The following is a 13,215-nucleotide window of genomic DNA, read 5'->3' as shown; positions in this document are numbered from 1 at the left end:
CTGGCTCACATCCGGAAGAGGCCGAAGGAGGTCTCCGGCAAGGGGGTGCGGGAAACGACGTCGAGCGCCAGGCCAAGGACGGTGCGGGTATCGGCGGGGTCGATGACGGCGTCATCCCACAGCCGGGCGGTGGAGTAGTAGGGGCTGCCCTGGTCCTCGTACTGCCGGCGGATGGGCGCTTTGAAGGCTTCCTCATCCTCGGTCGGCCAGTCCTCCCCCGCCGCTTCGAACTGGTCCCTCTTCACGGTGGCCAGCACGCTGGCAGCCTGGTTGCCGCCCATCACCGAGATCCGGGCTGCGGGCCACATCCACAGGAAGCGTGGCGAGTACGCGCGGCCGCACATGGAATAGTTGCCCGCGCCGAAGGAGCCGCCGATGACCACGGTCAGTTTGGGGACGCGCGCGGTGGCGACGGCGGTGACCATCTTGGCGCCGTTCTTGGCGATGCCGCCCTGTTCGGCGTCCTTGCCCACCATGAAGCCGGAGATGTTCTGCAGGAACAGCAGCGGGATGCCGCGCTGGTCGCAGAGTTCGATGAAGTGGGCGCCCTTGAGCGATGACTCGCTGAACAGCACGCCGTTGTTGGCCACGATCCCCACGGGGTGTCCGCAGATCCGGGCGAATCCCGTGACCAGGGTGGTGCCGTACTCCCTTTTGAACTCGTGGAACCTGCTCCCGTCCACGAGCCGGGCGATCACCTCGTGGACGTCGTAGGGGGCATTGACGTCCGTGGGAACGGCGCCGTAAAGCCCTTCCGGGTCCACAGCAGGTTCGACGGCGGCTTCCACCTGCCAGGCGGGGGCTGCGGGGGGCGGCAGCGTGGCTACGATGTCCCGGATGATCTGCAGGGCGTGTTCGTCGTTTTCGGCCAGGTGGTCAGTTACCCCTGACACCCGGGAGTGCACGTCGCCGCCGCCGAGTTCCTCGGCGGTGACGATTTCGCCGATGGCGGCCTTCACCAGCGGCGGACCGCCCAGGAAGATGGTGCCTTGGTTCCGGACGATGACGGTTTCGTCGCTCATGGCGGGGACGTAGGCGCCTCCGGCGGTGCAGGATCCCATGACGGCGGCAATCTGCGGAATCTTGGCTGCCGACAGGCGCGCCTGGTTGTAGAAGATCCTGCCGAAGTGGTCCCTGTCCGGAAACACCTCGTCCTGCTTGGGCAGGAATGCCCCGCCCGAATCCACCAGGTAAACGCACGGCAGCCGGTTCTCCAGGGCGATCTCCTGGGCGCGGAGGTGCTTCTTAACCGTCATGGGGTAGTAGGTGCCACCCTTGACGGTGGCGTCGTTGGAGATGACCAGGACCTGCCGCCCGTGCACCAGGCCGATGCCGGCGATGACTCCGGCGCCCGGGGCCTCGTCGTCGTACATGCCGTTTGCAGCGAGCGGGGCAATCTCCAGGAACGGGCTGCCGTCATCGAGCAACTGGTCGATCCGGTCCCGCGGCAGCAGCTTGCCGCGGGCCACATGGCGGTCCCGCGACTTTTGCGGGCCACCCAGCGCGGCATCTGAAAGGCGCTTCCGCAGGTCCCCGGCGAGCGCCAGCTGCGCTTCCCGGTTGGCGCGGAACGACCCGCTGGCTGGGTCAAGCCGGGTGGCCAGGGTCTCCATCGACGATCCATCCTTGTGTCTCCGGGCCAGCTCCGCGCCAACTCGGTTAGTGACTAATAACTGAAATTCAGGTTAGTCTCGATTAACTGTGATGTCCAACACATCACCGCGTTGCTAGAATCTGCGTCGGTCCTAGGAGGAAAAGTGCCCAGCACGGGAACCCAACCCAGCGATGCAATGCAACCAGCCACCACGCCGCAGCCGGCTCCCACCACCCAACGCGGAAAGGCCAAGGAGTACCGCAGGCAGGCGCTGCTGTCTGCCGCGGCGTCGCTGTTCGCGCTCAACGGCTTCAACCGGGTATCCCTCGAGGACCTGGGCGCTGCGGCAGGTGTCAGCGGCCCCGCCGTCTACCGCCACTTTCCCGGCAAGCAGGCAGTACTCGCCGACCTGCTGGTCACCGTGAGCCAGGAACTGCTGGAGGGCGGACGCCAGGTGGTGGCAGGATCGGCCGATCCGCTGGCCGCACTCAAGCAGCTGGTGGAGTTCCAGGTGGATTTTGCGCTCGGCAAGCCGGACGTGATCCGGGTGCAGGACCGGGACCTGAGCAACCTGTCGGAGCAGGACCAGTCCGCGGTGCGCACCCTCCAGCGCAGCTACGTGGAGGTGTGGGTGGACGTCCTGGCAAAGGTCCACCCCGGGACCGACACCAGCGAACTCCGGATGCGCGCCCACGCCACGTTTGGCCTCATCAATTCCACGCCGCATTCGGTCCGCAGCCATGGCAGGCGGATGGCGCCCGGCGTCGCCCGCCCCCTGCTGGAGCGGATGGCACTCGCCGCCCTGATGGTGGACGGCCCGCCCACCGGCTGGACATAAAGCACCGGAAATTACCGGGCCCGGGAAGGTACCGCGCCTAGACCATGCTGAGCACCATGCCCGGCTCGGCCAGGATGGCTCCGACGTCCGCCAGGAAACGGGAGCCCTGTTCGCCGTCCACCAGCCGGTGGTCGAAGGACAGGCTCAGGGTGAGCACCTTGCGGAGCGCCACCTCACCCCGGTACTCCCAAGGCATGGTCCGCACCGCACCGAGGCCAAGGATGGCCGCCTCTCCCGGGTTCAGGATGGGAGTACCCGCGTCAATGCCAAACACGCCGATGTTGGTGATGGAGATCGTGCCGCCGGATAGGTCCCCGGGCGCCGTCTTGCCTGCCCGCGCAGTTTCGGCGAGCGCCGTCAGCGCCTGGGCGAGCTGCGGCAGAGGCAACGCGTCCGCATCCTTGATGTTGGGAACCGTGAGCCCCCGGGGCGTGGCGGCAGCGATGCCGAGGTTCACGTAATTGAACGTGACAATTTCCTGGCGCTCTTCGTCCCAATGCGAATTCAGCGACGGGTTCCGGCGCAGGGCAATAAGGACGGCTTTGGCGGCAAGCGTCAACGGGGTGAGCTTGATGCCGGCAAAGGCCTTGCTGTCCTTCAGCTTGGCCAGCAGCTCCAGGCTGGGAGTGACATCCACGGTAAGGAATTCCGTCGCATGGGGCGCGGTGAAAGCGCTCTGCACCATGGCCGCCGCAGTGTATTTGCGGACGCCTTTGATCGGGATGCGCGTCTCCCGCTCCCCCGGATGCGTCCCGCCGGAGAAAGCCACAGGCTCCGGCGCGGGCGCGGCAGTCTCTTCCCCGTGCCCCGCGTACTCCTGGACGTCTTCCCGCGTGATCAGCCCGCCCGGACCGGTGCCGGAAACCCGGGCAAGGTCCACTCCCAGGTCCCTGGCCAGCTTCCGGACAGGAGGCGTGGACCGGGGGCGTTCGGCGCCCCTGGTTTCGACAGGCTTGGTTTCGACAGGCTTGGTTTCGACAGGCTTGGTTTCGACGGGCTCAACAACTGGGCGCCTGGTGTCGACAGGCTTGGTATCGACGGGCTCAACCACCGGCGCAAAGTTGCGCGGGCGCCGGGTGGGCCGTCCGGATCCCTCGACGACGGCGCCGTAACCCACCAGGTTCGGTTCCCGTTTGGGCGTTTCCACCACCGCCTCCCCCGGTCCCGCAGACAAGGCGCCGGACGGGGGTGAAGGCGACCCGCCGTCGTCGTCCGCTACTTCGAAGGAGACGATCGGCTTGCCCACCTCCACCACGGAACCGGGCTGCTCGTGAAGCTCCTTGATGACCCCGGCGAAAGGTGACGGGAGCTCCACCACGGCCTTGGCGGTTTCCACCTCGGCAATGACCTGGTTCAGGCTGACGGTATCGCCAACGTCCACTTTCCAGCTGAGGATTTCGGACTCCGTGAGTCCCTCCCCCAGGTCAGGGAGCCGGAATTCCTTAATCATGGTGGCGCTCATCCTTCCAGGCCGCTCAGGGAATTGGGGCGGCCAAGGGCCCGGTCCACGCCGTCCAGGATCCGGTCCAGGCCCGGCAGGTGGTGCATTTCCAGCTTGGAGTATGGGTAGGGGATGTCGAACCCCGTCACCCGGACCGGGGCCGCCTCGAGGTGGTAGAAGCACCGTTCCGTGATGCTGGCCGCCACCTCCGCGCCGAGCCCGCCGGACTGCGCCGCCTCATGCGTGATCACCAAACGCCCGGTCTTCCGTACCGAGGCCACCACGGGTTCGTAATCCACGGGTGCCAGCGAGCGCAGGTCGATGACCTCGATGGAGATGCCTTCGTCCGCGGCGGCGGAAGCGGCGTCCAGTGCGGTCTTGACCAGGGGCCCGTAGGCCACCAGGGTGACGTCGCTACCGTCGGTCAGCACGCGTGCCTTGTCCATGGGCAGGGCCGTGGCAGGATCCACGGACTCGTCCACCTCGCCTTTGTCGTGGTAGCGCCGCTTGGGCTCGAAGTACAGCACCGGATCATCGCAGGAGATGGCCTGCTGAATCACCGTGTACGCGTCCTGCGGGTTGGCCACCGTGACCACCCGCAGCCCGGACGTGTGGGTGAAGTAGGCTTCCGGGGATTCAGAGTGATGCTCGGGCGAGCCGATGCCGCCGCCGAACGGAACCCTGATGGTGATGGGCATCTTCACGGCACCCCGCGTGCGGTAGTGCAGCTTCGCCACCTGGCTGACGATCTGGTCGAATGCCGGGTAGATGAAACCGTCGAACTGGATCTCCACCACCGGCCGGTAACCCCGGTACGCCAGGCCTACCGCAGTGCCCACTATGGCTGATTCGGCCAGCGGCGTGTCCACCACGCGGTGCTTGCCGAAGTCCTTTTGCAGGCCGTCGGTCACCCGGAACACACCGCCCAGGGCGCCGATGTCCTCTCCGAGGAGAACCACCTTGGAGTCGTTTTCCAGCGACTTGCGCAGCCCGGCATTGATGGCGCGGGCAAAGGTCAACTGGGTCATCAGCGTGCACCTTCCTCTGAAACGGCACCTGCGGGATCGCCGAAGGAGGCCAGATACCTTGCGTAATGGTCCTGCTGGCGTTCCAGCCAGGAGTTGGGGGTGCTGTAGACGTGCTTGAAGATGTCCATGGGCTGCGGGTCCGGCATGGTGGTGCAGCCGCGGCGCATATCGGATGCGACGGCGTCGGCCTTGGCCTTGACCTGCTGCTGCAGCTCGGCGGTCAGAAGGCCCTTCCGCTCCAGGAGGCCAGCCAGCCGGGTGATGGGGTCCTTGGCTGCCCAGTCCTCGAGCTCGTTGGCATCGCGGTAGCGCGTGGGGTCATCGGCCGTGGTGTGGGGCCCCATGCGGTAGCTGACGGCCTCGATGAACGTGGGTCCACCGCCGCGCCGCGCCCGGTCAAGGGCCAGCCGGGTGGCGGCCATGACCGCCAGGACATCGTTGCCGTCCACCCGAAGGCTGGGGATGCCGAAACCGGTGGCCCGGTCCGCAAGCTGGATATGGGACTGGAGCCGCACTGGCTCGGAGATGGCCCAGTGGTTGTTCGTGCAGAAGAACACCACCGGCGCCTGGAAGCTGGCCCCGAAGACCATCGCCTCGTTGACGTCACCCTCACTGGTGGCGCCGTCGCCGAAGTACGTAATTGCCGCAGCATCGGCACCGTCATTCTGGATCCCCATGGCGTAACCGGTGGCATGCAGGGTCTGGGCGCCGATAATGATCTGGGGCGTTGCCATGTTGATGCTGTAGGGGTCCCAGCCACCGGAGGCGTTGCCACGCCATACGCGGAGGAGGTCGGTCAGGTCCACGCCCCGGCAGTACGCAACGCCGTTCTCGCGGTAGCTGGAGAACACGAAGTCGTCCGCCCGCAGGGACCTCCCGGACCCGATCTGGGCTGCCTCCTGGCCCAGGAGCGGCGGCCATAGAGCCAGTTCACCCTGCCGCTGCAGGGCCGTGGCCTCAACATCGATGCGGCGGATAACCGTCATGTCCTCGAACAGGGAACACAACTGCTCGTCACTTACGTCCCGGACCCAGAAATCGAACTCCGGATGGCTGATCCGCTCTCCCGCGGGGGTGATCAGCTGGAGAAATTCCGGCCCGGTTCCGCCAGGGTTTCCTGCGCTTTGGGGGGTCTTTGCGCCGCCATGGCCCGTTTCGTCTGTAGACACGATTGCCGCAACCTTCGTACGTTGTTGACCAGTGATTTCCCGGGCTTTTGGCCCCTGCCGCCACCGGCCTTCCGGGCGTCATTGCCCCAGATACTGTGACACTACTCACAACAGCCAGGGGGTACAACCGCCACGGAATTTTCTGAGCAAAGTGCCCTGCCGGCCGCCCTCCCACCGTGCTAGCGTTGCGCATTATGCGAGCTTTGGATGGCACTGACACCCGACTGTTGTCGGCTCTGGCACAGGATCCGCGCCGGACCGTCGTTGCCTTGGCGCAAAAGCTTGGCCTGTCCCGCAATACGGTCCAGGCGCGGATGGGCCAGTTGGAGAAAAAGCACGTCTTCCTGTCCTTTGAACGGAGGATCAACCCGGCGGCGCTGGGGTACCCGCTTATGGCGTTCATCTCGGTGCATGTCCAGCAGCAGAAGCTGGGGCGCCTGGCGGAGGAGATCGCCGCCATCCCGGAGGTCCTGGAGGGGTACGGGCTGACGGGCTCCGCGGATTTGTTGCTGCGGGTGGTGGCCCGGGATGCCGAGGACCTGTTCCGGATCAACGGCAAGATCCTGGCCTGTGACGGGGTGGAGCGGGCGGACACTGCCCTGGCGATGGGCGAGCTGATCCCCTTCCGGGTGCAGCCCCTGCTGGAGCGGGGCTCCGGGGAAACCTAGCGGCAGCAACCGGACGCCGGGCGTCCTGTGGCAAATACGACGGCGGCGCACGGGGTTATAGGCTGGTTCCAGTCATGTGCCGGCCGGGAAGGTCCGGACCGCCCCGCGGGGCCGGCGCGCCCGTTCACGAAGGAAGGCCCAGTCCTTGAGCATTCCCCAGGATCCACACCGGCAGGGCCCGGCGGGCTATCCGCAGCAGCTTCCCCCAATGCCGGAACATCCGGCGCCGTTCGGTCTGCCCGGCGAGCCGCCCCGGGAGCGGAGCCGGCGGAAACTGTGGATCGTCCTTGGCAGCATCGGTGCCGTGCTGCTGCTGGTGGTCATCGGCGTCGTCATCCTGGTGAACGTGGTGGGCAGTGCCACCAACCAGGCCAGGGGCCTTGCGGACGACTTCACCAGGAAGGTGATCGCGGGCGACTCAGCCTCAGCATACGACCAGTACCTGGACCCTGCCCTGCAGCAACAGCTCTCCAAGGAGGCCTTCATCTCGGGGGTGCAAAGCCTGGAAATGGACAGCTCCTGCACGCCCGCCTACAACGACCTGAAGGTGACCACCGACAACGGGGTGAAGTCTGCCGAAGTGGTGGGCCAGATCAGCTGCACCGGCAAGAAAGTGGATCTTGCCTATAAGTTCGAAGGCCGGGACCAGCTCCGGATGGTCAACATCAAGCTGCGCCCTGCGGCCTAGCCAAAACCGCAGCCGGGGAAATGGAAAGCGTACTGATCGTTCCACCCATCCACGGCCATGCATGATCCGAATCGCTTCCGAGGGTCCCGCCCAGGGATCCCAAGCCGGCGGGAACAAGCCACCCGCCCCAACGGAAGGATTCGGGCCATGCGCAATTCACCCAACCGCCTCATCGCCACCGTCTTCGGAGCCGTCTACCTGCTGGTGGGCCTCCTGGGCTTCGCTGTCACCTCGGGCATCGGTTTCGCAGCCACCGAGGGCGCGAACCTCATCATCTTTGAAGTCAACCCGCTGCACAACGTCATCCACCTTGCCATCGGCGCCGCGCTGCTCCTCGCCGGACTCCGCGGAACGGCCGGCGCCCGCACAGTGAACGCCACCGTGGGCGCCGTCTACCTCCTGGTGGGCATCGTGGGCCTGTTCCTGCTGAACTCGCCGCTGAACATCATCGCCCTGAACGGTGCGGACAACGTCCTCCACCTTGCCAGCGCGGTACTCCTGCTCGGCGTCGGGCTGTCCCTGGACAAGGCTCCCGCCGCCGCCCGGGCCTAACATGCCAACGCCCGGCATGGGAGCGCTCAGGACTACAGCGCCATTCCACCACCCGGCGCCCCCACCGGTGTCCCAGTCGCACCCCACGGTTCGCCTGGTCACCGGGATCGCGGGCTTTGGTGCAGCGTCGGTCAACCTGGCCATCTCCTCAAGCCTCTTCGCGGCCGGTGCCCCCGGTCCCGGAATCCCCGCAGCGGCTGCCGTGGCAGGACTCTGGGGCGCCGCATTGCTGGCCGGGGCCGTGATGTTCCTGGCCAAGGACCTGCTGATGGGCAGCCGATGGGTGCGCGCGGCGCTGGCAGCCGCCGCGGCCGTGCACCTGACGGCCGTGGCCTTCCCCACCGCCGCCACCTCCGGGCTCGGCCTGACACAGCTTTCGGCTCTCCTGCTGACGCTGATGATCCTCGCCGCGCTCGGATGGCTCAGGAGGCAAAGCGCCGGCCAGGAAGGTCGTCAACAGGATGGTGGACTGCTGCAGGAACCGGCAGGTGTGCGGCCCGGCCGGCTCTTGCTGGCGGCGTTCGCCGGCGCCGTGCTGGTGGCAGGAATAACGACGCCGGGGCTCGCCGCCTCCACGGCCGGCCAGTATGCGGTCCCGCACGGCGAACACGGGAGCCTGGCGCCCGGCGGACACCACCAGCACTGAACCCGCCAGGGTCCGGAGCCGACACGACCGGAAGGCGCCCGGGCCCAGCGAAAGAGCCTCCATACCGCGGCAGCGGCAGGAGGCTCTTCACGTTAAGCCGGGTTCCTTCTAGTGGTCCACGGCCTTTTCGGCGCCGATGCCGGTCAGCGAACGGACCTCCATCTCGGCCTGCTTTGCGGGATCCTCCCGCCTCTTGTCCAGAGTGGTGCCCAGCCAGCCCAGGAAGAACGCCAGGGGGATGGACACGATGCCCGGGTTGCTGAGCGGGAAGAGCGCGAAGTTGGCCCCCGGGATCATCGAGGTCTTCGCTCCGGAGACCACCGGGGAGAACACGATGAGCAGGATCGCGGAGGCCAGGCCGCCGTACATGCTCCACACCGCGCCCTGGGTGGTGAACTTCCGCCAGAACAGCGAGTAGATGATGGTGGGCAGGTTCGCTGAGGCGGCCACGGCGAAGGCGAGCGCCACCAGGAAGGCCACATTCTGCCCGTTGGCGAAGATGCCGCCCAGGATGGCCAGGATGCCGATCACCACCACGGTGCGCCGGGCCACCCGGACTTCCGTGGCGGCGTCGGCCTTGCCCTTGGCGATGACGTTGGCGTAGATGTCATGCGCGAAGGAAGCGGCGGCCGTGATGGTCAACCCGGCCACCACGGCCAGGATGGTGGCAAACGCGACTGCGGAGATGAAGCCGAGCAGCAGCGGGCCGCCCAGGTGGAACGCCAGCAGCGGAGCAGCCGAGTTGACGCCGCCGGGGGCGCCCTTGATCGTGTCCGCGCCGACCAGCGCCGCAGCGCCGTAGCCCAGCACCAGGGTGAACAGGTAGAAGATACCGATCAGCCAGATGGACCAGACGACCGATTTGCGGGCTTCCTTGGCGGTCGGGACCGTATAGAAGCGCATCAGCACGTGCGGCAGGGCGGCGGTGCCCAGCACCAGCGCCAGGCCCAGGGACATGAAGTCCAGCTTGGAGGTGTCCGACTTGCCGTACTGCAGGCCCGGGTTGAGGACGGCCGGGTTCTTGGCGGTCTCCACGGCGCCGCCCAGGAGTGCGGAGAGGTTGAAGCCGTAAATGGCCAGGACCCACAGCGTCATGACGGCCGCGCCGGCGATCAGCAGCATTGCTTTGATGATCTGCACCCAGGTGGTGCCCTTCATGCCGCCGATCAGCACGTACATGATCATGAGGGCGCCGACGACGATGATCACCAGGGCCTGTCCGCCCCAGTCGCTGATGCCGAGCAGGAGGGAGATCAGGCTTCCCGCGCCGGCCATCTGCGCCAGCAGGTAGAAGAAGCAGACGGCGAGGGTGGAGATGGCCGCGGCGATCCGGACCGGGCGCTGCTTCAGCCGGAAGGACAGCACATCCGCCATGGTGAACTTACCGGTGTTGCGCAGCAGTTCGGCAACCAGGAGCAGCGCCACCAGCCACGCCACGAGGAAGCCGATGGAGTACATGAACCCGTCGTAGCCGTTGATGGCGATGGCACCGGTGATGCCCAGGAAGGATGCTGCCGACAGGTAGTCCCCGGCAATGGCGGTGCCGTTCTGCGAGCCGGTGAACGAACGTCCCGCCGCGTAGTAGTCGGCGGCGGTCTTGTTGTTCCGGCTGGCGCGGAACACGATCACCATGGTCACGGCCACGAACAGGGCGAAGATGCCCATATTCAAAAGAGTGGTGTCCTTGAGGGCGGAGATGTCCACCGCGGCGGGAATTGCGATCATTTGTTGGCTCCGCCCACTCGGTTTCCGTGCTTGTCGAATTCGTGCCCCTCGATGCCATGCCTGATTTCCGTGGCGATGGGGTCCAGCCGCTTGTTGGAGTAGTGCACGTACCAGCCGGTGATGGCGAACGTGGAGACGAACTGGAGCAGGCCCAGGATCAGGCCGATGTTGATGTTGCCCCAGACCTTGGTGGACATGAAATCCACCGCGTAGTCGGCCAGCAGGACGTAGGCGAAATACCACAGCAGGAAGGCCACTGCCATGGGGAAGACAAAGCTGCGGTGACGCTTGCGCAATTCCTGGAACTGCCCGGTCGATTGGACTTGCTCGAAGTCCACGGACGCCGCTGCGTCCGGAGTATGGGCATCATTACCCATCGTTCCTCCTCATTGAGTTGCCGGAACACACCGGGCGGCAGGCCCTGATCCACACAGGGCACCGCAGATGTGACACCCATCACTCTGCGGCCCGGCCACCGCTGTGTTCCAGCACTTCGGTGCCCACTGTCGCTCAACGGTTGCGATGCTGCGGCAAGCGGCTGCCGCCGCTACGCTGGGCGCATGCCGGATTCCCCCCTCCTCACCGCCGCAGCCGTGGCAGTGATCGCCATGGCGATTGCCGTCGTCGTCGGCGTGGGCCTGAAGGTGCTTCGCTCCTTCCGGGAGCTGGGCACCGACGCCGAGCGCGCCACGTACCACACGCTGCATGCTGCATCGCAGGCCGGGCAGCACCTGCGGCGCGGCCTGAACCCTACCGGCGCAGCGAAAGCCAGCCGCCAGCTGCGCGCCCTGCTGGCCTGCGACGCCCTGGCGATTACGGACACCTCAGGGGTCCTTGCCTGGGACGGGGGCGCCGAAGACATCAGGCCGCGCCTCTTCGAGCTCGCTGCGGATGTCCTGGCATCCGGGCGCACAGCCGTGCTCTCCGCGGGAGCCGGCGGCACCGGTGGCCGCCTCGCCGGGGTCATCGCGCCGGTGCGGGCCGGCACCCGCGTGGTGGGGGCTGTGGCCGCCTTCGCGCCTGCCGCGGGGGCAGGCCTGGTCAGGGCAACGGGGGAAGTGGCTGACTGGGTGGCCGTCCAGGTGGAACTCGCCGAGCTGGACGCCTCCCGCACGCTGTTGATGGAAGCGGAAGTCCGGGCACTTCGGGCCCAGATCAGCCCGCACTTCATCTACAACTCCCTCAACGCCATCGCGTCCTTCATCAACACCGATCCGGAGCGCGCCAGGGAACTGGTAGTGGAGTTCGCCGACTTCACCCGCTACTCGTTCCGGCGCCACGGCGACTTCACCACGCTTGCGGAGGAACTGCGCTGCATCGACCGCTACCTGCTCCTGGAGCGTGCCCGGTTCGGGGACCGCGTGCAGGTGAGCCTCCGCGTGGCACCTGAAGTCCTGAGCACCGTCATCCCCTTCCTCAGCCTCCAGCCGCTGGTGGAAAACGCCGTCCGGCACGGACTCGAGGCCAAGGCCGGCCCCGGGCATATCAGCATCACGGCGGAGGACGCCGGCGCCTTCGCCGAGGTCACCATCGAGGACGACGGCGTGGGCATGGATCCGGAGCAGCTCCGTTCGGTGCTGGCCGGCCACACCGATGGCGACCACGTGGGGCTGCGGAACGTTGATGCACGCCTCCGGCAGGTGTACGGCAACGACCACGGCCTGGTGGTGGAAACGGCACCCGGCGAGGGAACGCTGATCACCATGCGCGTGCCGAAGTCCCAGCCCGGCCATGATGCGTGAAGCAGCCCCTGCCGCTGGAAGTACCCTAGGAGCATGATTAACGTCCTCGTCGTTGATGATGAGCTGCCCGCCGTGGAGGAACTGGCCTTCCTGCTGGGCAGGGACGAGCGCATCGGAAAGGTGGCGCGGGCCACGTCCGGGGCCGAAGCGCTCACGGCCCTGTCCGCCGGCGGCATCGACGCCGTATTCCTGGACATCCACATGCCCGCGGTGTCCGGACTGGACATTGCCGGTGCCATCGCCCGGAGCAGCAATCCGCCGGCCGTTGTGTTCGTCACCGCTGACGAGGACCACGCGCTGGCCGCTTTCGAACTCGCCGCCGTGGACTACCTGCTCAAACCCGTCCGCGCTGAGCGGCTTGCCCGGTCCGTGGGACGCATCAGTGAACTGCGCGACGGCGGGACAGCGCCTGAGATGATCACGGTTGACCAGGGCGGGACCACCAGGATGATCCGCCGCGACGACGTCACGTACGTCCAGGCCCAGGGCGACTACGCCCGGCTGCACACCGCGGATGCCAGCTACCTCATCCGGGTGCCGCTGGCGGACCTGGAACAGCAATGGGCCGATGCCGGCTTCATCCGTACCCACCGTTCCTATTTGGTGGCCCTCAAGCACGTGTCCTCGATGAAGCTGGCGGCCGGCGGACCCCGCGTCACGGTGGCCGGCGCGGGCCTGCCCATCAGCCGGCGCCACCTGCCGATCGTGCGGGAGAAGCTGGAGGCCACCAGGATCAGGCCGCACGCATGACCCGGGTCCGGGTCACGGCCCCTCTTGCCTCCCCCGGCACGCCTGCCCGTGGTGTGCCCCGTCCCCTGGAGTCCCGCGAGGCCGCCCAGGACTCCGACGTGGGCCAGGTGTTTGTCCGGTCACTGATACGGTCCCAGCTGCGGTTGGCCCTGGTGGTGGCCGGTGGCTTCCTGCTGATCCTCGCCGCGTTCCCGGTGGTCCTGGTGCTGGTTCCCGGGCTGGCCGAAGCGCGGATCGCCGGGATCCCCTTTGGATGGCTGCTGCTGGGCGCCGGCATCTACCCCGTGATTGGGTTGAGCGCATGGCTGTACGTCAGGACCGCGGCCCGCAATGAGGCCCGGTACCGGGACCTGGCCGGGGAACAGTGATGACCT

General features: G+C 67.0%; 14 protein-coding genes. 8 read left to right on the top strand and 6 right to left on the bottom strand.

Annotation, left to right across the window (positions count from 1 at the left end; translation table 11 throughout):
• Positions 1 to 5: 5 nt before the first annotated feature.
• Complete coding sequence (locus tag AB0313_RS11335) at positions 6 to 1,613, bottom strand: carboxyl transferase domain-containing protein (protein ID WP_366305576.1); 1,608 nt, start codon at positions 1,611 to 1,613, stop codon at positions 6 to 8.
• A gap of 177 nt (positions 1,614 to 1,790) precedes the next feature.
• Between AB0313_RS11335 and AB0313_RS11330 the strand changes: the two genes are divergently transcribed.
• Positions 1,791 to 2,432 (top strand): TetR/AcrR family transcriptional regulator, encoded by a 642-nt coding sequence (locus AB0313_RS11330; RefSeq protein WP_141946205.1) that lies wholly within the window; start codon positions 1,791 to 1,793, stop codon positions 2,430 to 2,432.
• A gap of 37 nt (positions 2,433 to 2,469) precedes the next feature.
• On the opposite strand, the gene AB0313_RS11325 is transcribed toward AB0313_RS11330, so the two are convergent.
• From AB0313_RS11325 to pdhA, 3 genes are read right to left on the bottom strand one after another with little or no spacing between them, the layout of a single operon-like run.
• Positions 2,470 to 3,882, bottom strand: a complete 1,413-nt coding sequence (locus AB0313_RS11325) for a dihydrolipoamide acetyltransferase family protein (RefSeq protein ID WP_366305574.1) — start codon at positions 3,880 to 3,882, stop codon at positions 2,470 to 2,472.
• A gap of 8 nt (positions 3,883 to 3,890) precedes the next feature.
• On the bottom strand, positions 3,891 to 4,901 hold the full coding sequence (locus tag AB0313_RS11320) for an alpha-ketoacid dehydrogenase subunit beta (RefSeq protein ID WP_141940739.1): 1,011 nt from the start codon (positions 4,899 to 4,901) through the stop codon (positions 3,891 to 3,893).
• Entirely contained in the window at positions 4,901 to 6,070 is a 1,170-nt protein-coding gene (pdhA, locus tag AB0313_RS11315) for a pyruvate dehydrogenase (acetyl-transferring) E1 component subunit alpha (protein ID WP_366305572.1), read from the bottom strand. The genes AB0313_RS11320 and pdhA overlap by 1 nt, the downstream gene beginning before the upstream one ends.
• Positions 6,071 to 6,264: 194 nt before the next feature.
• Between pdhA and AB0313_RS11310 the strand changes: the two genes are divergently transcribed.
• The 4 genes from AB0313_RS11310 to AB0313_RS11295 all read left to right on the top strand — a co-directional run bounded on the left by AB0313_RS11310 (position 6,265) and on the right by AB0313_RS11295 (position 8,624).
• Positions 6,265 to 6,738, top strand: coding sequence for an Lrp/AsnC family transcriptional regulator (locus AB0313_RS11310; RefSeq protein ID WP_141940737.1), 474 nt, complete (start codon positions 6,265 to 6,267; stop codon positions 6,736 to 6,738).
• Between the two features lie 145 nt (positions 6,739 to 6,883).
• Positions 6,884 to 7,426, top strand: a complete 543-nt coding sequence (locus AB0313_RS11305; RefSeq protein WP_141940736.1) for a hypothetical protein — start codon at positions 6,884 to 6,886, stop codon at positions 7,424 to 7,426.
• A gap of 147 nt (positions 7,427 to 7,573) precedes the next feature.
• Complete coding sequence (locus AB0313_RS11300; RefSeq protein ID WP_141940735.1) at positions 7,574 to 7,978, top strand: DUF4383 domain-containing protein; 405 nt, start codon at positions 7,574 to 7,576, stop codon at positions 7,976 to 7,978.
• Between the two features lie 16 nt (positions 7,979 to 7,994).
• Positions 7,995 to 8,624, top strand: a complete 630-nt coding sequence (locus AB0313_RS11295) for a hypothetical protein (protein ID WP_366305569.1) — start codon at positions 7,995 to 7,997, stop codon at positions 8,622 to 8,624.
• A 108-nt stretch (positions 8,625 to 8,732) separates the two neighbouring features.
• On the opposite strand, the gene AB0313_RS11290 is transcribed toward AB0313_RS11295, so the two are convergent.
• Positions 8,733 to 10,349 carry a sodium/solute symporter gene (locus AB0313_RS11290; protein ID WP_366305567.1) on the bottom strand — a complete coding sequence of 539 codons (1,617 nt, stop codon included), beginning with the start codon at positions 10,347 to 10,349 and terminating at the stop codon, positions 8,733 to 8,735.
• Positions 10,346 to 10,726, bottom strand: a complete 381-nt coding sequence (locus tag AB0313_RS11285) for a DUF485 domain-containing protein (protein ID WP_141940733.1) — start codon at positions 10,724 to 10,726, stop codon at positions 10,346 to 10,348. The genes AB0313_RS11290 and AB0313_RS11285 overlap by 4 nt, the downstream gene beginning before the upstream one ends.
• A 183-nt stretch (positions 10,727 to 10,909) precedes the next feature.
• Between AB0313_RS11285 and AB0313_RS11280 the strand changes: the two genes are divergently transcribed.
• Genes AB0313_RS11280 through AB0313_RS11270 form a run of 3 tightly spaced genes read left to right on the top strand, consistent with a single transcriptional unit; the run spans position 10,910 to position 13,209 of the window.
• Entirely contained in the window at positions 10,910 to 12,091 is a 1,182-nt protein-coding gene (locus AB0313_RS11280; RefSeq protein WP_141940732.1) for a histidine kinase, read from the top strand.
• A 33-nt stretch (positions 12,092 to 12,124) separates the two neighbouring features.
• The gene (locus tag AB0313_RS11275; protein ID WP_141940731.1) at positions 12,125 to 12,841 is read left to right on the top strand and encodes a LytTR family DNA-binding domain-containing protein; all 717 of its coding nucleotides are present in this window, start codon (positions 12,125 to 12,127) and stop codon (positions 12,839 to 12,841) included.
• Positions 12,838 to 13,209, top strand: a complete 372-nt coding sequence (locus AB0313_RS11270; protein WP_366305564.1) for a hypothetical protein — start codon at positions 12,838 to 12,840, stop codon at positions 13,207 to 13,209. Before AB0313_RS11275 ends, AB0313_RS11270 begins: the two co-directional genes overlap by 4 nt.
• Positions 13,210 to 13,215: the final 6 nt, after the last annotated feature.

The sequence above is a fragment of the Pseudarthrobacter sp. NPDC080039 genome, assembly GCF_040702335.1.
Lineage (GTDB): Bacteria > Actinomycetota > Actinomycetes > Actinomycetales > Micrococcaceae > Arthrobacter > Arthrobacter enclensis_A.
This window is presented reverse-complemented; position numbering and strand designations above follow the sequence as displayed.